This window comes from Vibrio cidicii (assembly GCF_009665415.1).
GTDB lineage: Bacteria > Pseudomonadota > Gammaproteobacteria > Enterobacterales > Vibrionaceae > Vibrio > Vibrio cidicii.
The window spans coordinates 2,195,952-2,221,611 of the sequence record NZ_CP035921.1 but is presented as its reverse complement, the minus strand read 5'-3'; the positions used below and the strand labels follow the sequence as shown (position 1 = coordinate 2,221,611).

General features: G+C 49.7%; 19 protein-coding genes. 2 read left to right on the top strand and 17 right to left on the bottom strand.

Annotated features, from left to right (window positions below; genetic code table 11):
- The first annotated feature begins 31 nt into the window (after positions 1-31).
- Positions 32-652 (top strand): TRIC cation channel family protein, encoded by a 621-nt coding sequence (locus EWA64_RS11270; protein ID WP_061894150.1) that lies wholly within the window; start codon positions 32-34, stop codon positions 650-652.
- A gap of 133 nt (positions 653-785) precedes the next feature.
- Positions 786-1,631 (top strand): LysR family transcriptional regulator, encoded by an 846-nt coding sequence (locus EWA64_RS11265; RefSeq protein ID WP_061894149.1) that lies wholly within the window; start codon positions 786-788, stop codon positions 1,629-1,631.
- Here EWA64_RS11265 and EWA64_RS11260 read toward each other — a convergent pair.
- From EWA64_RS11260 to murE, 17 genes are all read right to left on the bottom strand, one after another.
- Positions 1,582-2,361 carry a TSUP family transporter gene (locus EWA64_RS11260; protein WP_061894148.1) on the bottom strand — a complete coding sequence of 260 codons (780 nt, stop codon included), beginning with the start codon at positions 2,359-2,361 and terminating at the stop codon, positions 1,582-1,584. The genes EWA64_RS11265 and EWA64_RS11260 overlap by 50 nt on opposite strands.
- Positions 2,362-2,569: 208 nt before the next feature.
- Positions 2,570-5,803 (bottom strand): carbamoyl-phosphate synthase large subunit, encoded by a 3,234-nt coding sequence (carB, locus tag EWA64_RS11255; protein WP_061894147.1) that lies wholly within the window; start codon positions 5,801-5,803, stop codon positions 2,570-2,572.
- 16 nt (positions 5,804-5,819) lie between these two features.
- On the bottom strand, positions 5,820-6,959 hold the full coding sequence (gene carA, locus EWA64_RS11250; RefSeq protein ID WP_061894146.1) for a glutamine-hydrolyzing carbamoyl-phosphate synthase small subunit: 1,140 nt from the start codon (positions 6,957-6,959) through the stop codon (positions 5,820-5,822).
- 481 nt (positions 6,960-7,440) lie between these two features.
- Positions 7,441-8,250 (bottom strand): 4-hydroxy-tetrahydrodipicolinate reductase, encoded by an 810-nt coding sequence (gene dapB, locus EWA64_RS11245; RefSeq protein ID WP_061894219.1) that lies wholly within the window; start codon positions 8,248-8,250, stop codon positions 7,441-7,443.
- Positions 8,251-8,343: 93 nt separating this feature from the next.
- A complete protein-coding gene (gene mutT, locus EWA64_RS11240) occupies positions 8,344-8,742 on the bottom strand; it encodes an 8-oxo-dGTP diphosphatase MutT (protein WP_061894145.1) in 399 nt (132 codons plus the stop codon).
- Between the two features lie 106 nt (positions 8,743-8,848).
- Positions 8,849-11,572, bottom strand: a complete 2,724-nt coding sequence (gene secA / locus EWA64_RS11235) for a preprotein translocase subunit SecA (RefSeq protein ID WP_061894144.1) — start codon at positions 11,570-11,572, stop codon at positions 8,849-8,851.
- A 580-nt stretch (positions 11,573-12,152) separates the two neighbouring features.
- The gene (gene lpxC / locus EWA64_RS11230; protein ID WP_061894143.1) at positions 12,153-13,070 is read right to left on the bottom strand and encodes a UDP-3-O-acyl-N-acetylglucosamine deacetylase; all 918 of its coding nucleotides are present in this window, start codon (positions 13,068-13,070) and stop codon (positions 12,153-12,155) included.
- Positions 13,071-13,168: 98 nt separating this feature from the next.
- Entirely contained in the window at positions 13,169-14,365 is a 1,197-nt protein-coding gene (gene ftsZ / locus EWA64_RS11225) for a cell division protein FtsZ (protein ID WP_061894142.1), read from the bottom strand.
- Positions 14,366-14,397: 32 nt separating this feature from the next.
- Positions 14,398-15,660 (bottom strand): cell division protein FtsA, encoded by a 1,263-nt coding sequence (gene ftsA, locus EWA64_RS11220; RefSeq protein ID WP_039423997.1) that lies wholly within the window; start codon positions 15,658-15,660, stop codon positions 14,398-14,400.
- Positions 15,653-16,429 (bottom strand): cell division protein FtsQ/DivIB, encoded by a 777-nt coding sequence (locus EWA64_RS11215; RefSeq protein WP_061894218.1) that lies wholly within the window; start codon positions 16,427-16,429, stop codon positions 15,653-15,655. Before EWA64_RS11215 ends, ftsA begins: the two co-directional genes overlap by 8 nt.
- Before the next feature lie 198 nt (positions 16,430-16,627).
- Positions 16,628-18,091: a UDP-N-acetylmuramate--L-alanine ligase gene (gene murC, locus EWA64_RS11210; protein WP_039440627.1), complete on the bottom strand. Its 1,464-nt coding sequence runs from the start codon at positions 18,089-18,091 to the stop codon at positions 16,628-16,630.
- Positions 18,092-18,104: 13 nt separating this feature from the next.
- Complete coding sequence (gene murG / locus EWA64_RS11205; RefSeq protein WP_061894141.1) at positions 18,105-19,172, bottom strand: undecaprenyldiphospho-muramoylpentapeptide beta-N-acetylglucosaminyltransferase; 1,068 nt, start codon at positions 19,170-19,172, stop codon at positions 18,105-18,107.
- A complete protein-coding gene (gene ftsW / locus EWA64_RS11200; RefSeq protein WP_061894140.1) occupies positions 19,159-20,361 on the bottom strand; it encodes a cell division protein FtsW in 1,203 nt (400 codons plus the stop codon). The genes murG and ftsW overlap by 14 nt, the downstream gene beginning before the upstream one ends.
- A gap of 15 nt (positions 20,362-20,376) precedes the next feature.
- A complete protein-coding gene (murD, locus tag EWA64_RS11195; protein ID WP_061894139.1) occupies positions 20,377-21,690 on the bottom strand; it encodes a UDP-N-acetylmuramoyl-L-alanine--D-glutamate ligase in 1,314 nt (437 codons plus the stop codon).
- Between the two features lie 36 nt (positions 21,691-21,726).
- Positions 21,727-22,809 carry a phospho-N-acetylmuramoyl-pentapeptide-transferase gene (gene mraY / locus EWA64_RS11190; protein ID WP_061894138.1) on the bottom strand — a complete coding sequence of 361 codons (1,083 nt, stop codon included), beginning with the start codon at positions 22,807-22,809 and terminating at the stop codon, positions 21,727-21,729.
- Complete coding sequence (locus EWA64_RS11185; protein WP_061894137.1) at positions 22,806-24,167, bottom strand: UDP-N-acetylmuramoyl-tripeptide--D-alanyl-D-alanine ligase; 1,362 nt, start codon at positions 24,165-24,167, stop codon at positions 22,806-22,808. Before EWA64_RS11185 ends, mraY begins: the two co-directional genes overlap by 4 nt.
- Positions 24,161-25,645, bottom strand: coding sequence for a UDP-N-acetylmuramoyl-L-alanyl-D-glutamate--2,6-diaminopimelate ligase (murE, locus tag EWA64_RS11180; RefSeq protein WP_061894136.1), 1,485 nt, complete (start codon positions 25,643-25,645; stop codon positions 24,161-24,163). The genes EWA64_RS11185 and murE overlap by 7 nt, the downstream gene beginning before the upstream one ends.
- Positions 25,646-25,660 lie beyond the last annotated feature (15 nt).

Below are 25,660 nucleotides of genomic sequence, written 5' to 3'. Positions count from 1 at the left end.
CTTTCCTTGCATTTATAGGGTATCGAGTAACATGGATTCCATGCTGCTGTATTTTATTGATTTATTTGGTACCGCCGTATTTGCGGTTTCTGGTGTGTTACTCGCTGGACGACTGAAAATGGACCCGTTTGGTGTGGCGGTGCTGGGCAGTGTCACGGCCATCGGTGGCGGCACAATCCGTGATATGGCGCTGGGCGCCACGCCAGTGTTTTGGATCAAAGACACAACCTATCTGTGGGTAATTTTTATCACCTGCTTACTCACCATGCTGCTGGTCCGTCGCCCAAAACGCCTCTCTTGGTGGGTTTTGCCCGTGTGTGATGCGATTGGCTTAGCGGTGTTTGTCGGCATCGGCGTAGAAAAAGCCTTAGCCTATCAAGACTCAGGCATGGTGGCGGTGATCATGGGCGTGATTACGGGCTGTGGCGGCGGCATTATCCGCGACGTGCTGGCACGTGAAATCCCTATGGTACTGCGCAGCGAAGTGTACGCCACCGCCTGTATTATCGGCGGTGTGTTCCACACGGTTGCCTTGAGCATGGGCTATGATAACTCCACCGCTTTTTTAGCCGGGGTAATTTCCACTTTAATCATTCGCCTAGGCGCGATACGCTGGCATTTGTCGCTACCGATTTTTGCCATCAACCGCTAATCATCAACTGTGAATCATTGGCCGCCATAGTGGGCGGCCCTATGAGTGCACTCTCTTTATTTCGCTGGTCGCTTGGCATGTCGCTTTCTCTCGGTTACAGTGAATCACCTATTCCCAATATTCATCACCGTCTATGCTGTTAGAAGGCATCGAAACGCTGTTAGTCCTCAGTAAAGAAAAAACCATGAGCCGCACAGGCAGCCAACTGTATATCAGCCAGTCTGCTGTCAGCAAACGGATTGCCAATCTGGAAAAGAAACTGGGTAAGAAACTGGTGGTTCCTGCTGGTCGGCACATCAAACTCACCGCCGAAGCCGAGCAGTTAATCGCCAATATTGGGCCGACATTCAATGAGCTGCGCGGCCTGATCTTTGAGCAGCAAGCGCTGGAAGATGATACCCTGATTCGCCTCGACTGCTCAGAAACTCTGGTCGCTGGCTATCTGACTCAGGTGATGGGCGAGTACCGCCAGCGCGATCCCCATTTCACCATCACCACGCACCATACGCCGCGCATTGTCGAACAGGTTCTATCGGGCAAAGCCACGCTCGGGCTTTGCGCCGGCTATCTGCCGGGTAACCATGGGTTGATGACGCTGCATCTGTTCGATGAGCCGTTTTATATTGTCAGTCGCCAGCCATTGAGCAGCTTGCCAAACGAAGTGGTGACCAACGACTTGGCCAACCCGGCTAACACCTATCAGGCCGCCATCCTCGCTAGGCTTGGCATCAATCCGGTGATGGAAATGGACTCCTACACCGCATCTGCACAATTGGCACTGGGTGGTATGGCCCCCGCCCTCGTGCCCCTTTCCATCGTCAATGCGCTCAAAATCGAGTCGCAATACTGCTTTGACTTTGCCGAATTAGCACCGCTGTTTCGCCCGATCCACATTTGTCTCCGGGCCACCAGCTACCGCTCGCCGCGTGTTAGAACATTGATAGAAACGATTGTGAGTGCTGTTCCCACAGCAGCTTAAGGGCCATCAGCATCGACATGGTAATCACCAGAGGACGGATCCATTTTTGGCCTTTGGTGACCACAACTTTCGCGCCCATACGAGCGCCGATAAACCCACCGACCGCCATCGTCAGACCAATTTGCCAGATAGGCAGGCCAGCAATCAAAAAGAAAGTCAGCGCGGCGATATTGGAGGTGAAGTTAAGCACTTTAGTACGTGCGGTCGCATCGACTAGGCTGAAATGCCCCAACACCACAAAACAGACGGTAAAAATGGAGCCGGTCCCCGGACCAAAAAAGCCATCATAAAAGCCAATCCCACCACCGACGCATAAGGCAAATAACGCTTCCGGCAACGGTTTTTTACCTGAATCGGCGCGAGTCTGCGGAGCCAGCAGAAAATAGAGCGAAATTGCGATCAGCAGCAGCGGGATCAAACTGGTCAACAGCGACGCATCAAATTGTTGTACCAGCTCGGCACCCATTGCTGAGCCGATAAAAGTACAGGCAATCGCCAGTCGCATCTCTTTGAGGCTGACAATACCGTTGCGCACAAAATACCAGCTGGCAGAGAAACTACCGAATGAGCTTTGTAGCTTATTGGTGGCAAGAGCCTGAGTAGGAGGTACTCCCGCCGCTAACAATGCTGGTAAGGTCAGCAAGCCGCCGCCGCCTGCCATCGCATCAATAAAGCCGGCCACGCCCGCAACCAAAAACAGTAATCCTAATACTTCTAACGAAACTTCCATGACCTTGCAAATCAACCACTGAATAAAACAACAAAGTAGCACTGACGGTGCGGTAACAACAGCGAAACAAGCGACAACAACCCATTCCAAATTTTCATCAATATCATATCGAGTTCTTGCTCCTGCTGACATAAAAAAGCCCGCTCAAATGAGCGGGCAATGAGGTTGTCAAATAAGCCTGTTGATATATTTAAGGCGGCTTACTGTCTTACGCTTGTAAACTTGCTTTCACTTGCGCGTGCAGCTCTTGCACTGATGTCACGCTCGCTTTGGCATCTGCGGTGTGAGACATACAGGTTGCAAACGCCGCGTTGAGTGTTGTGGTGTAGTTCACTTTCTCAGCCAAAGCACCACGACGTAGCAGCTTAGAATCTTCAATCGCTTGGCGACCAGATGCTGTGTTCACGATGTAGGTATATTCATTGTTCTTGATGCGGTCCAGAATGTGTGGACGACCTTCATGAACTTTGTTTACCAAGCGTGGGTTAATGCCAGCTTCACCTAGAATCACCGCAGTACCGTGAGTGGCATCTAGTTGGTAACCCAGTTTCACTAGCTTAGAAGCTAGGTCAACAACGCGCTCTTTATCACCTTCACGTACTGAAAGTAGTGCACGACCACCTTCAGGGTAAACGGCACCACAGCCCAATTCCGCTTTCGCGTATGCTTCAGCAAACGTTGCACCGACACCCATAACCTCACCAGTAGAGCGCATTTCTGGACCTAATAGTGGGTCAACGCCAGGGAACTTGTTAAATGGCAACACCACTTCTTTAACAGAGTAGTAAGGCGGAATGATCTCTTTGGTAAAGCCTTGCTGTTCCAGCGATTGCCCCGCCATCACACGTGCAGCGATTTTCGCTAGTGGTGCGCCCGTTGCTTTCGATACGAATGGTACTGTACGTGCAGCACGTGGGTTTACTTCGATGAGGTAAACTTCGTTATCTTTAACAGCAAACTGTGTATTCATTAGACCGCGTACACCAAGTTCGAACGCCAGTTTCTCTACTTGTTCACGCATCTTGTCCTGAATTTCTTGGCTTAGCGTATATGCTGGGAGTGAACATGCTGAGTCACCAGAGTGAACACCCGCTTGTTCGATGTGTTCCATGATGCCGCCAATCACGACGCGTTCGCCGTCACAGATAGCATCAACGTCCACTTCCGTTGCGTCATCAAGGAAACGGTCTAGCAGAACTGGAGATTCATTCGATACGCTTACCGCTTCGTTAAAGTAACGACGCAGATCTTGCTCGTCATAGACGATTTCCATCGCACGACCACCAAGTACGTATGAAGGACGCACAACCAGTGGGAAACCGATCTCTTTCGACTTCTCTACCGCTTGTTCCATCGTCGTTACTGTCGCGTTTTCTGGCTGTAGTAAGCCTAAACGCTCAACCGCAGCTTGGAAGCGCTCACGGTCTTCTGCACGGTCGATAGCATCCGGGCTAGTACCAATGATTGGCACGCCAGCCGCTTCTAAAGCACGCGCCAGTTTCAGTGGCGTTTGACCACCGTACTGAACGATAACGCCTTTTGGCTTTTCAACACGTACGATTGCTAGTACGTCTTCCAGTGTTACTGGTTCGAAGTACAGACGGTCTGAAGTGTCGTAGTCTGTAGAAACTGTCTCAGGGTTACAGTTAACCATGATAGTCTCAAAGCCATCTTCGCGAAGTGCTAGAGATGCATGTACACAACAGTAGTCAAACTCAATACCTTGACCGATACGGTTTGGACCGCCGCCAAGAACCATGATCTTGTCTTTATCTGTAGGATTCGCTTCACACTCTTCATCGTAAGATGAGTACATGTATGCGGTGTCAGAAGCAAATTCAGCCGCACAAGTATCAACACGCTTGTAAACTGGGTGAATATCGTACTGGTCACGTAGACGACGGATTTCGCTTTCGGCTACACCAAGTAACTTAGACAGACGTGCGTCAGAGAAGCCTTTGCGCTTCATCTTCTTCAGAACATCTTGAGTCAGACCAGCAAAACCGCCCGCTTTCACTTCAGCTTCTAATTTCACTAATTCTTCGATTTGAACTAGGAACCAACGGTCAACGTTTGTCAGGTTGAATACGCCATCAACAGACATACCGGCACGGAATGCATCCGCGATGTACCAAATACGCTCAGCGCCCGCTTCTTTCAACTCGTGACGAATCTTGGTCAGTGCGTCCGGAGCGTCGAGGTCGACCATTTCATCTAACCCATTCACACCCACTTCCAAGCCACGCAGAGCTTTTTGTAGCGATTCTTGTTGGTTACGACCAATCGCCATCACCTCACCCACAGACTTCATCTGAGTCGTCAGACGGTCGTTGGCACCAGCAAATTTCTCGAAGTTAAAGCGCGGAATCTTAGTCACAACGTAGTCGATGGTTGGTTCGAATGATGCTGGCGTTGCACCACCAGTGATGTCATTCATTAGCTCGTCTAAAGTGAAACCAACAGCCAGTTTCGCCGCGATTTTCGCAATTGGGAAACCGGTGGCTTTCGAAGCTAAAGCTGAAGAACGAGATACACGTGGGTTCATCTCGATGATAACCATACGGCCATCTTTCGGGTTGATACCAAACTGTACGTTTGAACCACCAGTCTCTACACCGATTTCACGCAGTACCGCTAGAGAAGCGTTACGCATGATTTGGTACTCTTTGTCAGTCAGAGTCTGAGCGGGTGCAACTGTGATTGAGTCACCAGTGTGGATGCCCATTGGGTCAAAGTTTTCAATCGCACAAACGATGATACAGTTGTCGTTCTTATCACGAACAACTTCCATCTCGTACTCTTTCCAACCAATTAGAGATTCATCGATAAGCAGCTCGTTGGTTGGAGATAAATCCAGACCACGAGTACAAATTTCTTCGAACTCTTCTTTGTTGTAAGCGATACCACCACCAGTACCACCCATAGTGAATGATGGACGGATGATACATGGGAAACCAACCATATCGAGAACACGGTAAGCTTCTTCCATGGTTTTCGCCGTATCAGCGCGTGGACATTCTAAACCGATAGACTTCATGGCTTTATCAAAGCGAGAACGGTCTTCAGCTTTGTCGATTGCATCTGCAGTCGCACCAATCATCTCTACGCCGAACTCTTTTAGTACACCGTTAGCTTCTAGAGCAAGCGCACAGTTAAGAGCCGTTTGACCACCCATTGTTGGAAGAATCGCATCTGGGCGCTCTTTCTCGATGATCTTACGTACCACTTCCCAGTGAATTGGCTCGATGTAAGTTGCATCTGCCATTTCTGGGTCAGTCATGATAGTTGCTGGGTTTGAGTTCACAAGGATAACTCGGTAACCCTCTTCGCGTAGCGCTTTACACGCTTGAGCACCAGAGTAGTCAAACTCACAAGCCTGACCGATAACAATTGGACCTGCACCTAAAATAAGAATGCTCTGAATGTCAGTACGTTTTGGCATTATCTACTACTCCAAATTAAGCGCGGTGTTGTTTAATCAATTCAATGAAGTGGTCAAATAGCGGTGCTGCATCGTGCGGACCAGGGCTCGCTTCAGGGTGACCCTGGAAGCTGAATGCTGGCTTATCCGTACGGTGAATACCTTGTAGAGAACCATCAAATAGTGATTTGTGCGTTGCACGTAGGTTCTCAGGTAGTGTTGCTTCATCCGCAGCAAAACCGTGGTTTTGAGAAGTAATCATGACGACACCACGATCAAGATCTTTAACCGGGTGGTTCGCACCGTGGTGACCAAATTTCATTTTTATCGTCTGAGCACCAGAAGCGAGTGCAAGGATTTGGTGACCTAAACAGATACCAAACACAGGTAGACTTTTCTCAAGGAAAGTTTTTGTCGCTTCGATTGCGTAAGTACAAGGTGCTGGGTCACCTGGACCATTCGATAGGAATACGCCATCTGGATTCATCGCCAGTACTTCTTCCGCGGAGGTTTGTGCTGGCACAACGGTCAGTCGGCAACCACGGTCCACCAGCATACGCAGGATGTTACGCTTGGCACCGAAATCGTACGCCACGACGTGGTATGGCAGTTCGCTATCGTCTTTTGCTTCAGGCAGGCCACCTTCCAGTGTCCATGAACCTTGTTTCCATTGGTACGCTTCTTTGGTCGTGACGACTTTCGCCAGATCCATCCCTTTTAGACCAGGGAACTCTTTCGCTTTTGCCAGAGCCAACGCTTCATCCAGATTATCGCCAGCCATGATGCAGCCATTTTGCGCCCCTTTTTCACGCAAAATACGAGTCAGCTTACGCGTGTCAATGTCAGCAATGCCGACAATGTTTTGTGACTTAAGGTAATCGGAAAGAGAACGTTCACTGCGGAAGTTAGAAGCGATAAGAGGAAGATCGCGAATCACAAGGCCTTGTGCATGAATCGAAGAGGATTCTTCATCTTCGGCGTTAGTACCGGTATTGCCAATGTGAGGATAAGTAAGAGTAACGATTTGTTGGGAATAGGAAGGATCAGTGAGGATTTCTTGGTACCCCGTCATCGAGGTATTAAAAACGACTTCACCAACGGACGACCCATCTGCACCAATGGAAACTCCGCGGAACACTGTCCCATCTTCTAGGACTAACAGTGCTGATTTACTCAAGACAACCTCCAGGAATAAAAATGCAAAAATAATAAATTAAACTGCAAACCTGCCTTCCTTAACACCACGTTCCGAAGATTTCGGGGAAATCAGACAAATTGGCGGTATTCTAAAGATCGTCGTGATTTCTGTCAACAATTAGTCAAAAACATATTTGCCATTTAGACCAGTTAAAGCAAAAAGCCATAAAATAACCGCAAAAGTATAAGTTTATTAATCCGCAAAGGGCACTTTGAGGTAATTTCGATGAAACACCACTTTTAAACGCCATCCCAGATCACAGTTTCATTTTTGTTTTTGACGCAAACGTTGCGCAGCAAACCACTCATCCAACTTTTGAGCAACTCAAATAAAAACCAACACCTAAGCACAGAAAAAACAAGAAAAGTAAGTCATAAAATGAAAAAAATCGATGGGTGATTAAGAGAAAAAAAACGAGAAATAAAGAAACGCCGGCAAGTGCCGGCGCATAATTATTTAATTAAAGCTCATTAAGCCCTAACACATCCGTCATGGTGTAGAAACCAGCGGGTTTGCCGCTTAGCCACACCGCTGCTTTGACCGCACCATTGGCAAACGTCATACGGTCAGTCGCTTTGTGCGTAATTTCCACACGCTCACCAATATCGGCAAACATAGCTGTGTGCTCACCGATAATGTCACCGGCTCGAATAGTCGCAAAACCGATCTCATTGCGGCTGCGCTCTCCGGTGATGCCTTCACGTGCGTACACCGCTACGTCGCTGAGCTTGTTCCCCATCGCATGCGCGATGGCCTCGCCCATGCCAATTGCAGTGCCCGATGGTGCATCCACTTTATGACGGTGATGCGCTTCGATAATTTCGATATCGCTGTAGTCACCCATCACTTTGGCGGCTTTTTCCAGCAGCTTGAATACCAGATTGACGCCAACCGAATAGTTTGGTGCCATCACCACAGGCACTTGCTGTGCCACTTGGTCAATCAGCTCACGCTGCGCGTCACTAAACCCAGTGGTGCCGATAACGATGCTTTTGCCATGCTGCTGACACAACTGCAAGTTGGCTAATGTGCTGGCTGGCGCGGTGAAATCAATAATCACGTCAAACTGGTCAATAACCTTAGCCAGATCCTCAGTCACCGATACCGAAAATTTCCCTTCTCCGCACAGCTCCCCTAAGTCAACCCCAACCAGTGAAGACTCTGGTCGCTCCGAGCCTGCACTCACCACGGCTAAAGGGTTGTGATGAGCGGCTTTTACTAGGTTGCGCCCCATGCGTCCCGCTGCCCCTGCAATTGCAATTCTTACCATTGCATCTTTCTCCATTAATCCATGATCCACCCGAGCGGCAAATCGTTTAAATATCGACATAAACTAACAACAATCCCAACGGGAGACCAGAGATTAAGCAAACTCTTTTAATACTCGCTGCAGCACTGGCACGTTAGCTTCGGGAAAGGCGTATTCACTTAACTGAGACACTTTGACCCAAGCATACTGCTGACCTTCTTTGCCGTAGGGCTGACCGTCAAAGGCGTGTACGCAGATAAAATCGAATTTTAACGACTTGTCTGGATAGTCGTACTCTAAGTGCTCAAACAGGCTCTGCTCAGTCACGCTAATGCCGATTTCCTCATCCAGCTCACGGGCCAGTGCTTGCTCGACCGATTCACCCATTTCCACTTTGCCACCAGGAAACTCCCAAAAGCCACCTTGGTGCTTATCATCTGGTCGTTTGGTAATAAAAATCTCACTTTTGTCCTGATTAAAAATAATACCTGCGACAATATGAATTCGTTTCATTGGTGCGTTTCCCCTTTCTCTATGCTCCCCGCTGCTATCGTCGGGTGATATCTCACTGATACAAAAAGAGCCGCCTAGGCGACTCTTTGTACTTATACTGTCACGATCAGTTGATCTGACCATGACACTGTTTGTATTTCTTGCCACTGCCACAAGGACAAGGTTCGTTACGGCCCACTTTACGCTCATCGCGTACAGCTGGTTGATGAGATACGTGCTCATCGCCCTCTGCCAGTGGGTTATCTGCCGCAGCGTGTTGCGCCTGCGCTCGACGAGCCGCTTCTTCTGCTTGCGCTCTACGCTGGGCTTCCATACGTTCCACTTCTTCTTGTTGTTGAACGCGCACTTTTGACAAGATCATAATCACGTCAGACTTAAGTGTTTCCAGTAAACCTTCAAACAGCTCGAACGACTCACGCTTGTATTCCTGTTTTGGGTTCTTCTGCGCATAACCACGCAGATGGATCCCTTGGCGCAAGTGATCCATCGCCGCCAAATGCTCTTTCCACAAGGTATCTAGCGTTTGCAGCATCACTGATTTTTCGAAGTTGCGCAGCACTTGTGCACCGACCACTTCTTCTTTCGCTTTGTAGACTTCTACCGCGAGATCGATGATTTTATCACGTAGCGCTTCTTCATACAGTTTATCGTCCTGCTCCAGCCACTGTTTCACCGGCGCATCGAGGTCGAAATCGTTCTTCAAGCGATCTTGCAGGCCAAGCAGATCCCACATGTCTTCCAATGATTGCGGCGGAATGTACTCATCAATCACATTATTCAGGACATCAACACGGTTGTGCTCAAGCATTTCGCTGATGTCATCAGAGCCCATCAACTCATCACGCAGTTCGTACACCACTTTACGTTGATCGTTGGCCACATCGTCGTATTCCAGCAATTGCTTACGGATATCGAAGTTGCGCCCTTCCACTTTACGCTGCGCTTTTTCAATCGAACGAGATAACATTTTCGATTCGATTGCTTCCCCCTCTTCCATGCCGCTTTGAATCAAGGCCGCCATGCGATCAGAGGTGAAAATACGCAGCAGGGAATCTTCCATCGACAGATAAAAACGCGAAGAACCCGCATCACCTTGACGACCAGAACGGCCGCGCAACTGGTTATCGATACGACGAGATTCATGACGTTCGGTGCCAATAATGTGTAGGCCACCCGCGTCTAGTACTTGGTCATGAACGATTTTCCATTCCGCTTTGATGGCATCAATCTGCTCTTGGCTTGGGTTGTCCATCTGTTCAACTTTAGCTTGCCAACTGCCACCCAACACGATGTCGGTACCACGTCCGGCCATGTTGGTCGCAATAGTCACTGAGCCCGGCTTGCCTGCTTCGGCAACGATTTCCGCTTCTTTCTCGTGGAATTTGGCGTTCAAGACGTTATGTTTGATCTTGGCTTTCTTCAGCGCGTTAGACAGCAGTTCCGATTTTTCAATCGATACCGTACCTACCAGAACCGGTTGACCTTTTTCAACGCGCTCTTTGATGTCTTCAATGATTGCAGCAAATTTCTCCGCTTCAGTGCGGTAAACCACATCTGGCATATCGTTACGGATCATTGGTTTGTTGGTTGGAATAACCACAGTTTCCAAGCCATAGATTTGCTGGAACTCAAATGCTTCGGTATCTGCGGTACCTGTCATACCCGACAGTTTCTCATACAGACGGAAGTAATTCTGGAAAGTAATTGAAGCCAACGTCTGGTTTTCATTTTGAATCTTGACGCCTTCTTTTGCCTCAACCGCTTGATGCAAACCTTCAGACCAACGACGCCCCGGCATGGTACGGCCAGTGTGCTCATCAACGATGACCACTTCACCATCATCGGTCACAATGTAGTCAACGTTGCGCTCAAACAAAACGTGCGCACGCAGTGCTGCGTTGACATGGTGTAGCAAGCTGATATTGGTCGGAGAATAGAGGGTATCGCCTTCTTCCATCAGGCCATTTTTCACCATCAGTTCTTCAACAAATTCCTGACCGGTTTCAGTCAAGTGAACTTGCTTGGACTTCTCGTCCACAGTGTAGTGACCATCACCACGGTACTCTTCGCTGTCTTCTTTGTCCTGCTTTTGCAGCAGTGGAATGAGCGCGTTGATCCGCGTGTACAGCTCAGAACTGTCTTCCGCAGGGCCTGAAATAATCAGCGGTGTACGAGCTTCATCAATCAAGATCGAGTCCACTTCATCGACTACAGCAAAGAAACGCGCACGCTGCACGCGGTCTTCATTGCGAAACGCCATATTGTCACGCAGGTAGTCAAAACCGAATTCGTTGTTGGTACCGTAAAGAATATCAGCTTGGTAGGCTTCTTTTTTCGCCGGATGAGGCATGTTAGGAATATTGATGCCAACGGTCATGCCTAGGAATTCAAATAGCGGTCGGTTGGTCTCGGCATCACGCTTGGCAAGGTAGTCGTTGACGGTAACAATATGCACCCCTTTTCCAGGCAGAGCATTCAAGTAAGCCGGCAATGTCGCCGTCAGCGTTTTACCTTCACCGGTACGCATTTCCGCAATTTGTCCCGAATTAAGCACCATGCCGCCAATCAGCTGTACATCAAAGTGGCGCATACCATAAACACGTTTTGACGCTTCACGCACCGTCGCAAATGCCTCTGGCAATAGCTGGTCAAGCGTTTCGCCCTGTTCAAGACGTTGACGAAATTCAACAGTTTTTGCTTTTAATTCTTCATCAGACAGAGCCTCGAACGTTGGCTCGTAATTGTTGATCTCTTTAACAATCTTTCTAAGGCGACGCAGTGTTCTATCATTGCGACTACCAATAACTTTTGTCAGTAGCTTAGTTATCATTTGTTATGAATCTCTCTTTGCTAGATCATCTATGATCTACGATAAATGCCTTCAGTCTCTACCAGTCTTAAACTAAGGATACTGAGATAAATCATGTAACTCAGATATTGTACTGTCAGGTAGGATTTTCAAGGCTAAAATTGGAAATAATGCTGTCTAGTGTAAGGATTTTTCTTTTTTATCACCATTGTTAACCCCAATTGTTTGAAGCGCTTTGAAGTTTTTATTGATATTGGTGGAGGATTCAGCATCAATATTAGGTGAAAGCTCCTTGAACTCTAGTTAAACGGTAACTTAAAGTGCATTTATCGCTAAGATTAATGGTGGGTCGTCGTGTTAGATCACCATTGCAGCACAACGGCTCGTTTAAGATGTTACCACTAGATGTCCGAGATTTAGCTCTTCTATCTAACCAAGCGCGAGGCGCAGTTTTTCCAATGGCAATGGCAATGGCAATGGCAGCAGATTGCCGTGCGGCAAATGGGTCGGGATGGAAGTACAGATAAAAGTATAAAATGGATAGCTAGATAGCAAAAAGCCAGACTTACGTCTGGCTTTTAAAATTCGATTGACTGACGGCTTAAGCGAAAACCATATTCGGTTCAGCAAAGGCCACTGGCGAACCCGCTTCTTCTTCGAAGGTCGTCCATTCCCACGCTTCTTGATCTGCCAGTACTGCACGTAATAGTTGGTTGTTTAAACCGTGCCCTGATTTGTAGGCGCGGAACTCACCAATAATCGCGTGACCACACATGTAAAGATCACCAATCGCGTCCAGAACTTTATGAGTCACAAACTCATTCTCAAAACGCAAGCCTTCTTCGTTTAAGATGCGGTAATCATCCAGTACGATAGCGTTATCAAAACTGCCACCCAAGACGAGGTTTTGCGATTGAAGGTACTCAATGTCACGCATAAAGCCGAAGGTACGAGCACGAGAGATTTCACGTACAAAGCCTTGCGAAGAGAAATCAAACAACAAACGTTGCTCGTCAGACTCAATGGCTGGATGGTTAAAGTCGATCTCAAAATCCATGCGGAAGCCATTAAATGGGACAAACTCAGCCCATTTATCGCCATCTTCAAAACGCACAGGTTTCTTGATTCGAATAAAACGCTTTGCCGCATTTTGGAATTCAATACCCGCCTGCTGTAGCAGATAAACAAATGGACTCGCGCTACCATCCATAATGGGAATTTCAGGAGCGTCTACTTCAACAATTATGTTGTCGATCCCCATACCCGCTAGCGCAGCGTTTAAATGCTCAACAGTGGATATACGAACACCGTCATCACTCACTAATGCAGTACATAGCATAGTGTCACGGACCGAAGCCGGATCCGCTGGAAAATCGATTGGCGGATTCAAATCCGTACGACGATAAATAATACCGGTATTTGCAGCGGCAGGGCGAAGAGTCAATGTGACTTTACGACCAGAGTGGAGCCCCACACCAGTTGTTTTCACCATTTCCTTCAGAGTACGTTGTCTGATCATCTGCTTGCCTCGATAAAAGTGCTACAAAACACGGTCGTATAGTACACCGACCGTGAATGCTACCACAATTCTGAACAGTGTCAAATTGTGCTTGGGTATTAATCAGCCTGACGACGTAAAAATGCCGGAATATCCAAGTAACCGCTCTCTTTCTCTGGCTTAGGCGCCGTATTCTGACTACCAGAGCTTTGAGAAGAAGAGACTGGCGCGGATGGCTGAGGAGCAACCTGAGCTCTCTCTTGCATACTCTGTGCCGGCTTTTCTTCCACTTTCGCAGCGACTACAGGTTGAGTAACTTTGGCTTTACCGCCAGAAACCAAGGTAATGTCTGGTTTCTTGTCGTTACCAATACCTGTCGCCACAACGGTAACGCGGATTTCGTCTGCCATGTCTGGGTCTAGAGAAGTACCGATAACCACAGTGGCATTGTCCGAAGCAAACGCTTTGACCGTGTTACCAACTGTCTCGAACTCATCCAGACGCATATCCAGACCCGCCGTAATGTTCACCAGAACACCACGAGCGCCAGCAAGATCGATATCTTCAAGCAGTGGGCTGGAAATTGCCATCTCAGCGGCCTCTTCTGCTCGGTCTTCACCTTTAGCGATACCGCTACCCATCATGGCGTGCCCCATTTCAGACATCACTGTACGTACGTCTGCAAAGTCGACGTTAATCATGCCAGGGCGTGTAATCAGCTCTGCGATACCTTGAACGGCATTTTTTAGTACGTCATTCGCGCTAGCAAAGGCTTCCAAAAGGGTGACCCCACGACCAAGCACTTTGAGCAATTTCTCGTTTGGAATGGTGATCAGCGAGTCAACGTGTTTCGATAGCTCGTCGATACCCTGTTCTGCAAACGCTAAACGCTTTTTACCTTCAAAGCTAAATGGCTTAGTCACAACAGCAACGGTCAGAATTCCCAATTCTTTCGCGACTTCAGCAATCACTGGCGCTGCACCGGTTCCGGTACCACCGCCCATACCAGCTGCGATAAATACCATATCGGCACCATCGAGCACTTCTTTAATTCTTTCTTTATCTTCTAGAGCTGCGTCACGACCTACTTGGGGGTTTGCACCCGCACCCAAACCTTTGGTGATGTTGCCACCGATTTGGATCACGTTCCCCACACTCGTCTTACGAAGCGCTTGTGCATCAGTGTTGACGCTGATGAATTCCACGCCTTCGATGGATTCACGCACCATGTGCTCTACAGCGTTACCGCCGCCACCGCCAACCCCAACGACTTTAATTACAGCATCGTCAGACATTTCCATCATCGGTTCAAACATGTGTTATCTCCGTTTTTCCTGCAACTCTCAGGTTAAAACTCTTTTTGTATCCAATTACGCAGCTTGCCAAACAAGCCAGTGACCGCCGAACGTTTGGGCTCGTTGTAGTCACCATCATCACTGGCTCGCATATCGCGTGCGTAATGAAGTAATCCAACAGCCGTGGAATGATACGGCTCTTTTACATAATCGGTTAAACCACTCACTTCCAGCGGTTTACCAACGCGAACTTGATTGCGGAAAACGCGTTCCGCACATTCAACCAATCCTTCGATTTGGGCTGCACCGCCCGTTAGAACCACACCCGCAGCCAAATGGTGCTTGATGCCATCCTGACGAAGCTTTAGTTGCACCGTTTCTATGGTCTGGTTAACCAAACCCATTAATTCTGTGTAGCGCGGCTCAATCACTTCCGACAGCGTTTGACGCTGTAGGCTTCGTGATGGTCTGCCTCCGACACTAGGTACGTTGACGGTGTCGTCTTTGCTGACCAGTTCGCTCAGCGCGCAGCCATACTTCACTTTTATCTCTTCAGCATCGCTGACTGGCGTACCAAACGCAAAAGCAATATCGCTAGTCACCGCATTGCCTGCGTAAGAAAAGACTTCGGTGTGGCGCAGCGCCCCTCCCGTCCAGATGGCAACATCCATGGTGCCTGCACCAATGTCGACCACACAAACGCCGAGTTCTCTTTCATCTTCAGTGATCACCGCATTACTTGCCGCAAGCCCTGAAAACACTAATTGCTCCACTTTTAACCCGCAACGTTCAACGGCTTTGATGATGTTGCGCGCCATGTCGCTGTGACAGGAGATCAGATGTACACTGACCTCCATTCTCACACCAGACAAACCCAGTGGATTTTTAATACCTTCCTGATAGTCAATGGTGAACTCTTGCGGAATCACATGCAAGATACGCTGTTCATCACCGATTTTTATGGATTTTGCAGTATGTATAGCACGATCCATATCTTCCTGTGAGACTTCTTCGTCAGATATTGTTCCCATACCTTTTTCGATACGGCTGGCAATATGTTTTCCTGACAAAGAGATAAATACGTTGCTGATTTGGCACTCAGCCATTAATTCGGCCTGATCAATCGCCCTCTGTACCGATTTCACCACAGATTCAAGATCATTCACGCCGCCTTTATCCATACCACGCGACGGGCTACTTCCCGCACCTATGATATTGATTTGACCATCAGGCAGTATTTCACCTACCAGAGCTAATACGCTTGCAGTGCCTATATCAAGACCAACAATAAGATTATCATCCGCGGTCTTAGTCATCTGTATTCTCTTGTCCTAACTCTTGTTCTGGGAACCAACCAACTGCGGCTCCCGTATCATACCTGAGGTCGACATAGCTGACCTTCTCCGCCTTACTACCTAGCTGGCGGTAGAGCGAGAAAAACCTCGCTACGCGTTCCGCTAACGATTCTTTGCCAAGCTCTAGCCGAATACCGTTATCCAGAATAATTTGCCAAGCTCTGCGATCATTGAGCACTAGCGATGATATCGATAAATCCAATTTTGCGAACTCGGGACTAATTTCCCGATAGACATTGAGCACTTCCGGACCGCTAGCGACTGGACCATAAAGTTTCACTTTATCTTCTGTTAACTGGGCAATATCACCATCAAAAACCATGCCATGTTCATTAAGCAGCGCGTTACCATTCCAAATGGCTTCGGCTCTATGTTCCGTCAGATACACTTTGACTGTATCTGGCCACTGCTTACGAACGGCGGCATGAGCAACCCAAGGCAATGCTTCTACACTTTGTTGCAACACATCAACATCTTGCGACATAAAAGTGCCGATGTGATCAATACGAGCGAGCGCACGCTGCACATCTTCTTGTGTCACATAGCGCAAATCACCTTGTAGGATCATTTTTGACAACGGCAGACGCTGATCGTCCCACATCCAACTTAATGTTGAATATAAAATCGAGCCAATTAACGTAACAACGACGGCCAAAAACAGAGCGCCAATAATATGAGGCGTTTTATTTATTCGATTTTCACGTTGAAATTCAACGTCATCGACTGTCAGTTCCGTCAAAGTTTGCGCTTCCTGACTGAGTTTATTTAGACTTTTCTCTCTGAATATTCACGATACGAAAAGCAAGCACTTTAACCTTGGGATTATACTGAGCTCTGATAAACTATCAAATACTGATAATAAGAAATCGCAACCAAGTTATCGGAAATCCGCGATCCTCGTTCGGCTCTGTGTATTTATACCCACCATTTATGACAATGATTTCATTTTGGCGATATTCAATTCCAAAGCGGCGAGATGTCTAGCGACTTTACCAACATCACCTGCCCCTTGCGCCAGCACCAGATCACCATCTTGCAGCACATTCGCAAGCACTGACGGTAGCTGGGCCGAGTCGGGAACGAAAATCGGATCCAATTTGCCACGGCTGCGAATGGTACGACAGAGCGCACGACCATCGGCTCCCGCGATCGGCTTTTCTCCGGCGGCATACACATCCAGCATAATCAGTACATCGACCTGCTCCAGCACATTGGCAAAGTCATCATAGAGATCACGAGTACGGCTGTAGCGATGTGGCTGAAAAATCATCACTAGGCGTTTCTCCTGCCAGCCATTGCGCGCGGCGTTGATCGTCACGCCGACCTCGGTTGGGTGATGACCATAGTCATCCACCAGCATGGCGCTGCCGTTGCCCGTCTCAAATTCGCCAAGGTGCTCAAAACGACGACCGGTTCCTTGCGTGCCAATCATTGCGGCCAAGATCGCGTCATCGCTAATATCGTCTTCGGTTGCTACCGCAATCGCCGCTGAAGCGTTGAGCGCATTATGTCGCCCCGGAATGTTCAAGGTGATCTCCAGATTAGCGCGATCTTTACGCACCACGGTAAATTTGCCTTGCTGCCCGTCTTGGCGATAGTTTTCAATACGCACGTCGGCGTCTGGTGAAAAACCGTAGGTGATCACTTGGCGGCTAATTCTTGGGATCAGCTCGCGGATCACCGGATCATCAATGCAGACTATCGCCTGCCCGTAAAACGGTAAATTGTGCAGAAAATCGATGAAGGTCTGCTTCAACGTTTCAAAATCACCGCCATAGGTGTCCATATGATCGGCTTCAATATTGGTGACGATGCTGACCATCGGCTGCAAGTGCAAAAAAGAGGCATCGCTTTCATCGGCTTCGGCGATCAAGATGCGGCTTGAGCCTAAGCGCGCGTTGGTGCCTGCGCTTTTAACTAATCCGCCGTTGACAAACGTCGGATCGAGCCCCGCTTCTGAGTAAATTTGTGTCACTAACGCCGTGGTGGTGGTTTTGCCGTGCGTGCCCGCAACGGCAATGCCATGACGAAAACGCATCAGCTCCGCCAGCATTTCAGCACGGCGCACAATCGGAATACGCGCTTCACGAGCGGCCTTCACTTCTGGATTCGCCTCGTTGATGGCCGTTGAAACCACCACGACACTCGCTTGGTCAATATTACTGGCTTGGTGGCCAATAAATACCTTGGCCCCTTTTTGCGCCAAACGTTCAGTCACCGCATTTTCTGCTATGTCAGAGCCGGTGATTTGGTAGCCTTCATTCAAGAGGACTTCCGCGATGCCGCTCATCCCCGCGCCACCAATTCCAATGAAGTGGATAGACTTCACACGGCGCATCTCTGGCACCATGGCTCGGATTTGGGCTAAATCTTGCGTATGTTGAATCGTCATTGATCTCTACTCTTTAATTCTTATTGGTTAGCGCGATGATCGCCTCTGCAACCACTTGGTCTGCGTTGATCTGTGCCGCGGCTCTGGCCTTTATTGCCATCGCAAGTAAGCGGTTGCGATCCAGAGGCTGGATGTCAGCCACCAGTTTTTCCACACTCAACTGTGGTTGCTCAATCATCTTCGCTGCGCCGCAGGCGACCAGATGGTCTGCGTTCAACGCTTGTTGGCGATCTTTATGCATAAACGGGATAAAAATGGCTGCCACGCCCGCGGCAGAAACTTCAGATACCGTCAACGCACCAGAGCGGCACACCAACAGATCCGCCCATGCGTATTCGGCGGCTACATCGTCGATAAACTCACTCACTTGTGCGTGTTTGACGCCCGCTTGTTGGTAGGCTTGTTCGACCTCTTGCGCATTGCCTTTTCCAGCTTGATGGCGAATCTCAAAGCCGCTACCTAAGGTCGCCATAACAGCAGGGAGAGTTTGATTGAGAATGCGCGCGCCCTGGCTGCCGCCCATCACCAAAATGCGGATTGGCCCTTGGCGGTTTTGCATGCGTTGTAGCGGCTCAGCGAGAGCAACCACATCATCACGTACCGGGTTGCCGACCACATCTGCGTGTGGAAATGCGCCCGGAAAAGCTTGGAACACTTTTTTGGCAATTTTAGCCAGCCATTGATTGGTTAAACCCGCCACCGCGTTCTGTTCATGCAGCACCACTGGAATGCCGGATAGCCATGCCGCGATGCCGCCCGGGCCACTGACGTAGCCGCCCATTCCCAGCACCGCATCCGGCTGCCACGCTTTAATGTGGGCTTTCGCTTGTAAAATAGCGTTGATGATTTGCAACGGCGCAACCAATAGACGCTTCCATCCTTGACCACGCAGTCCTTTGACTTTAATAAAATCGATCTCAATGCCGTGTTTCGGCACCAATTCGGCTTCCATGCGATCAGCCGTGCCCAGCCAACGGATTTCCCAGCCCTGTTGCTGAAGTTTTTTGGCAACAGCCAAACCCGGGAACACGTGTCCACCGGTTCCGCCGGCCATTACCATCAGTCGTTTATTCTTTTTCATCTTGTGTTTGTGACTCTGCTTTTTTCACGGCTGGCATCAGCCGACATTCATGGTCAATTCGCAGCAGTATTGACACCGCCACCGACATAATAATCAAACTCGAGCCACCGTAACTGATCAAAGGCAAGGTTAAGCCTTTGGTTGGTACCATCCCCGCGGCCGCACCAACGTTGATTAAAGTTTGAAAGGCAAACCAGATACCGATACCAAAAGCGAGATAACCGCCAAACTGGAACTGATGCTCAAAGGCTTTCTTACCAATGAATACCGCTTTCAGCACTAGGCTGAAGATCAGCATCAACACCAGCACCACGCCAATAAAACCCAATTCTTCGGCCATCACGGCAAAGACAAAGTCGGTATGAGCCTCTGGCAAGTACTCAAGTTTTTGAATCGAATTACCTAAGCCCTGACCAAACCATTCGCCACGGCCGAATGCCATCAAGGATTGCGTTAACTGGTAGCCACTGCCAAACGGGTCTTCCCACGGGTCAAGAAACGACGTCACTCGGCGCACTCGGTATGGCTCTATCAGGATAAGTCCAACGACCGCGCTGACGCCCGCCACCATTAAGGCGAGAAACTGGCTCAGCTTTGCCCCGGCAATAAACAACATGCCAAACAGTGTCACCAGCATCACCACTACTGTGCCTAAATCCGGCTGACCTAACAGCAACACCGCCAACGCCGCAAACACCATGATCGGTTTCATGAAGCCGCCAAAAAAAGTCGCTCTCACTTCATCCTGTTTACGCACCAGATAACTGGACATAAAGATAAACAGTGACAGTTTGGCGACTTCTGCAGGCTGAAGGTTAAACAGCCCTAGCGGGATCCAGCGCGATGCACCGTTGACCGATTTCCCCGCCAGCAACACAACCACGAGCAGAGTGAAAGAGAGGCCAAGCAAATACGGACTATAGCGCTGCCACTTGTCCAACGGCACTTGTAACACTACCGCCGACGTGACCAATGCCAGAAAGAGAAACGTGGCATGGCGAAACATAAAGTGAAACGGTTGATCCGTCAGCCGCGAGCTGATCGGAAAAGAGGCCGACGTGACCATCACCAGCCCGATCAACATTAAACTGAGCGCGATCCACACCAGTTGGCGATCAAACAGCGCCTCTGGTGCGCTGTGACCAAACCATCCGAGCAGAGTTGTTCTGAAATGTGCTGCCTTGACCAAACGGTGAACCTATTGCTATGCGTACTGGCGCGCCAGCTCAGCGAATCGATCGCCGCGCGCCATAAAGTTACTGAACTGGTCAAAACTAGCACAGGCTGGCGAAAGCATCACCATATCTCCCGGTTGCAATTGCGCAGATATCTGCTCAATCACATCTTCCATCCGTTCAAAGCGTTTGGCTGACGGATGTAAAGGCATAAACTTATCGCCATCTGCACCAAAACAGCAGAGTTCAACGGGCAAATTGGCCAAAACAGGCGCTAAAGGTGAAAAATCGGCCCCTTTGCCGTCGCCACCGACCAACAGATAGAGCTTGCCCGTGCAGTGCAAGCCCGACAAGGCCGCTTGAGTGCTGGCCAGATTAGTCGCTTTCGAATCATTGACCCACTTAATGCCGCGATTATCGGCGACAACCTGACACCGGTGTGTCAACCCGGTGTAAGACTTGAGCGTCTCTAGTCCTTTCCGATAGTCAATTCCTGCCGCGCTTAGTAGCGCTAGCACGACCAACACGTTCGCCACGTTATGCTGCCCCACCAGTTTTAACTCGCTGCTTGGCAAGATGGGCTGACCGTTTTGCGCCAACCATGACTGACCTTGCCAAGTGATTAAGCCAAATTCTTCAGCATCAGAGCCAAACGAGAGCAATGGCATCGGCGAGAGCGGATAAGTTTGCACATCATCACGATTGACGATGGCGGTTTGCGCATGTTGGAAAATGCGCAGTTTGGCTTGGCGATAGTCGTCCATGCCCTGATAGCGATCCATGTGATCTTCGGAAAGATTGAGAAACGCCGCCGCCACCAGTGACAAACTGGCGGTGGTTTCCAGCTGAAAACTCGATAACTCCAACACGTAGAGTTCGGCCTCTTGTTGCAACAAATCAAGAGCAGGTACACCAATGTTGCCACCGATGGCTGCTTTCAATCCGCAGGCATTGGCCATCACACCACACAGATCAGTGACGGTACTTTTGCCGTTGGAACCGGTAATCGCCAACACTGGCTTGTCTGCCGCCCAGGCAAACAGCTCAATGTCACCAACCACGGGCGTACCTTTCGCAAGCACAGCCTGAATCTGTGGGGTTGCTAAAGCAATTCCGGGATTGGTGACCACCAGATCGGCTTGGCTCAGCCAAACGTCATTCCAGCCCCCGGTATGTAGCTCAACGCCTGCTGGCAGTTTGTCTGCCCCCGGGGGCGTTGGGCGAGTATCCATCACCTTAAGCTGCAACTGAGGTTGTGTTTTTCTCAGGTGTTTAACGACAGAGAGCCCGGTTATTCCGAGCCCTACGACCACCACATTCTTTATCGATTGCCAACGTTCCATATTCTTTCACACTGTAATTGTGCGGCGAGACCGCGCTTAACGCACTTTCAACGTCGCAAGACCAATCAAGACCAAAACAATAGAGATGATCCAAAAGCGCACGATCACACGCGGCTCTGGCCAACCTTTTAATTCGTAGTGATGGTGAATCGGTGCCATGCGGAAAATGCGCTGGCCACGTAACTTGTATGAGCCAACCTGAAGAATGACCGACAGGGTTTCCATCACAAACACACCGCCCATGATCACCAACACCAGCTCTTGACGCACCAATACGGCGATGGTGCCCAGTGCGCCACCAAGCGCTAACGAGCCGACATCGCCCATAAATACTTGGGCTGGGTAGGTGTTAAACCATAGAAAGCCCAGCCCAGCGCCCACCATCGCGGTACACACCACCACTAGCTCAGAGGCATGCGGCAGATACGGAATATGCAGATATTGAGCGAAGTTGACGTTGCCCGTCGCCCAGGCGATTACAGCAAAGCCAGCCGATACCAGTACGGTGGGCATGATGGCCAAACCATCTAACCCGTCGGTCAAATTAACCGCGTTTCCGGTTCCGACAATCACAAAATAGGTGAGAATGACGTACATTAAGCCAAGCTGTGGCATCACATCTTTGAAAAAAGGCACCACTAACTGAGTGGCAGCGGTGTCTTTGCCATACGCATACAGGGCAAACGCCACAACGAGCGCAATCGCCGACTGCCAGAAATACTTCCAGCGGGCAATCAGGCCATCGGTGTTTTTGCGCACCACTTTACGATAATCGTCGGCAAAGCCAACTGCGCCATAACCAAGCAACACAGCTAGCACCGCCCACACATAGGGGCTCGAGAGGTTTGCCCACAGCAATACCGTAACCGTGATTGCCGTTAGGATCATGATTCCGCCCATGGTCGGGGTACCACGCTTACTGAAATGGGACTCTGGCCCTTCATTGCGCACCACTTGACCAATTTGCAGCAGTTGCAGCCGTTTGATCATCTTGGGCCCCATCCAAAGCGAGAGGCAAAGCGCCGTTAGGACACTTAATATGGCGCGAAACGACAAGTATTCAAACAAACGGAAAAAAGAAAAATATGGCTGTAGCAGCTCGGCAAGCCAAATAATCATTTAAAGTTCTCCTTCAAAGCAACCACAACCTTGCTCATGCCAGCCGAGTTCGCCCCTTTTACCAATAAGGTATGGCTCGATTCGGTGTCAGAAACGAGATGCTGCTTGATATAATCGATCATGGCGCTATGGTCAGAGAAGTGAAGCCCCTGACACAGATCGCTAATAATTCGTGTGTCCTCACCAAAAGTAAGAACGTGCTCAAAACCAAATGGGGCAGCATGTTCACCGACTTGACGATGAAGTGCAAGACTTTCATCCCCCAATTCGGCCATGTAGCCTAAAATTAGCCAGCGCGTACCTGAAAAGCTCGCCAACAGATCCACAGCCGCTTTCATCGCGGGGACGCTGGCATTATAGCTGTCATCGATGAGTTTAATCGTATCGGTGAGACGTTGGACATCCACGCGGCCTTTTACTGGCATCAAATTGCGCAGCCCTGCCTGAATTTCTTGCTCACTCGCGCCAAAATGCAGCGCGATGATCGAAGCCGCAATCGCATTACTGACGTTATGCTGACCAATAATCCCCAATGAAATAGGTAAAGCTTGCTTTGGCGTGTGCAAAACAAACCTTGCTTGGCCCTCTTCATTGAGATGAACGTCAGAGGCATAAAAGTCGGCATTTGGATCGTGCGCCGAGAAGGTCACGACTTTTTTATCGGCCAACACCGATTGCCAAGCCTCTCCGCCATTACTATCTAGGTTGACCACTGCCACATCGCCTGCAGCAAGCCCTTGATAGATTTCACCTTTCGCCTGCTTCACACCGTCAATCGAGCCAAAGCCTTCCAGATGCGCGGCCGCCACGTTATTGACCAGCGCAATTTGCGGTTTGACTAAACGGGTGGTGTAAGCAATCTCGCCAATGTGGTTGGCACCCAACTCAATCACCGCGTAGTCATCATCTTCTTGTGAGCGCAGCAGCGTAAGCGGCACGCCGATGTCGTTGTTAAAATTACCGGCGGTAAACAGTACCTTGCCTTTTTGCTGCAAAATACTGGCGCTCATCTCTTTGACGGTGGTTTTTCCGCAGCTTCCGGTGATCGCCACCGTCGCCGTCTGGCAGCGCTGATGCACATCGGCCGCCAACTGTCCGAGCGCCAATTTCGTGTCTTGGACAACCACTTGCGCAACAGGCAGATCGAGAGCGCGTTCCACTAATAAAGCCCTTGCACCAGCCTGCAACGCTTGCTGACAAAAATGGTGCGCGTCGAACCGCTCTCCCACTAAGGCAACAAACAGCGCCCCTTTTTCGATCTGACGGGTGTCGGTTGAAACACTGGAAAAAAGGGCATCCTCACCGATAAGCTGGCCTTCGGTGAGCTGAGCCAAATGGCTAAGCGTGGTGTCTAGCATGGCTGAATTCCTAAAAGTTGCTGCGCCGATTCACGATCAGAATAGTGAATCGTCTGATGGGATAACACTTGGTAATCTTCATGCCCTTTGCCCGCCAATAAAATAATGTCGTCAGCATGGGCATGCTGCAAGGCGTGTTGCAGCGCTTTGAAGCGATCATGTTCCACAATCGCCAACTGCGGCGAGGTAAGGCCAGCTAACATATCGGCGATGATCTGCGAGCCATCTTCACTGCGTGGATTGTCATCGGTAAGGATCACACGATCCCCCAGCCGCTCGGCGATTTCCGCCATCATCGGCCGTTTGCCTTTGTCTCGGTCACCACCGCAACCAAAAATGGCCCAAAGTTTGCCGCAACAATGTACGCGCAGCGCTTGCAAGGCTTTTTCCAGAGCGTCAGGCGTGTGGGCATAATCCACCACCACTTTTGCTCGGCCCGGAACTTGGAAAAGCTCCATGCGGCCAAGAACGGGTTGCAATTGAACCGCACTATCGAGCAGCGCTTGTTTATCAAAGCCGAGACTGAGCAAGGTGGCCAGTGCCAACATCAAATTGGTGGCATTGAACTCGCCGATCAGCGGCGCTTGAAAACGGCCTATACCGAAACAGCCATCAAACTCAAGCGTGATGCCACTTTGCGCGTAGTCGACACGCGTTGCCCAAAGAGTGCGCTCTGCGAAGGGTTGTGGCTGCAGCGAGACAGCAATACCGCGCTCAAGCTCGGCAAACCATTGAGCGCCAATCGGATCATCGACATTGATGATCGCTTGCTGGCATTGATGTTCAGTAAACAGGCTCATTTTGGCCTGTGCATAAGCCTCCATCGTGCCGTGGTAATCGAGGTGGTCACGACTTAAGTTGGTAAACACGCCTGCGGCAAAGTTGAGATCTTTCACTCGCCCTTGCACTAAACCGTGAGAAGAGACTTCCAAGGCAGTGGTTTGTGCGCCTTGCTGCGCTAGCGTCGCTAACGTTTTTTGCACTTCGACGGCGCTACCTGTGGTATTGGCGGCGGGCTGCAAGTTATGCAGAAAACCATTACCTGTTGTCCCCATCACCGCCGCCGACTCACCGAGCAGTTGTAGCCACTGAGCGATCAATTGCGTGATGGTGGTTTTACCGTTGGTGCCCGTCACGCCAATCAAACGCATCTGCGGATGTGGATAGAGTTTCCCGGCAATGGCCGAAAGCTGCATATCGAGCTGCTCGACATACACCACAGGCACATCCCCTCGGTATTCCAAACTGGCGTGCGCATACTGAGAGCAAGCACTGGCGATCACCGCGTTGGCACCATTGGCGATGGCGGTATCGATAAAACGGCGACCGTCGTTTTGCTGGCCAATCATTGCGACGAAGGTATCCCCAGCACGAATCTTGCGGCTGTCCAACTCAAGGGAAGTGACCGTTACGGCATTGAGCTCTGGATAAATCGCCCAAGGCGATAACAAGCTGGCCAAACTGATGGATGTTGTCATGGTTTCAATTCTCCG

Coding starts and splice junctions, on each gene's coding strand:
- EWA64_RS11270 (WP_061894150.1), top strand. CDS start 32: ATGGATTCCATGCTGCTGTATTTTATTGATTTATTTGGTACCGCCGTA.
- EWA64_RS11265 (WP_061894149.1), top strand. CDS start 786: ATGCTGTTAGAAGGCATCGAAACGCTGTTAGTCCTCAGTAAAGAAAAA.
- EWA64_RS11260 (WP_061894148.1), bottom strand. CDS start 2,361: ATGGAAGTTTCGTTAGAAGTATTAGGATTACTGTTTTTGGTTGCGGGC.
- carB (WP_061894147.1), bottom strand. CDS start 5,803: ATGCCAAAACGTACTGACATTCAGAGCATTCTTATTTTAGGTGCAGGT.
- dapB (WP_061894219.1), bottom strand. CDS start 8,250: ATGGTAAGAATTGCAATTGCAGGGGCAGCGGGACGCATGGGGCGCAAC.
- mutT (WP_061894145.1), bottom strand. CDS start 8,742: ATGAAACGAATTCATATTGTCGCAGGTATTATTTTTAATCAGGACAAA.
- secA (WP_061894144.1), bottom strand. CDS start 11,572: ATGATAACTAAGCTACTGACAAAAGTTATTGGTAGTCGCAATGATAGA.
- lpxC (WP_061894143.1), bottom strand. CDS start 13,070: ATGATCAGACAACGTACTCTGAAGGAAATGGTGAAAACAACTGGTGTG.
- ftsZ (WP_061894142.1), bottom strand. CDS start 14,365: ATGTTTGAACCGATGATGGAAATGTCTGACGATGCTGTAATTAAAGTC.
- ftsA (WP_039423997.1), bottom strand. CDS start 15,660: ATGACTAAGACCGCGGATGATAATCTTATTGTTGGTCTTGATATAGGC.
- murC (WP_039440627.1), bottom strand. CDS start 18,091: ATGACGATTCAACATACGCAAGATTTAGCCCAAATCCGAGCCATGGTG.
- murG (WP_061894141.1), bottom strand. CDS start 19,172: ATGAAAAAGAATAAACGACTGATGGTAATGGCCGGCGGAACCGGTGGA.
- murD (WP_061894139.1), bottom strand. CDS start 21,690: ATGGAACGTTGGCAATCGATAAAGAATGTGGTGGTCGTAGGGCTCGGA.
- mraY (WP_061894138.1), bottom strand. CDS start 22,809: ATGATTATTTGGCTTGCCGAGCTGCTACAGCCATATTTTTCTTTTTTC.
- EWA64_RS11185 (WP_061894137.1), bottom strand. CDS start 24,167: ATGCTAGACACCACGCTTAGCCATTTGGCTCAGCTCACCGAAGGCCAG.
- murE (WP_061894136.1), bottom strand. CDS start 25,645: ATGACAACATCCATCAGTTTGGCCAGCTTGTTATCGCCTTGGGCGATT.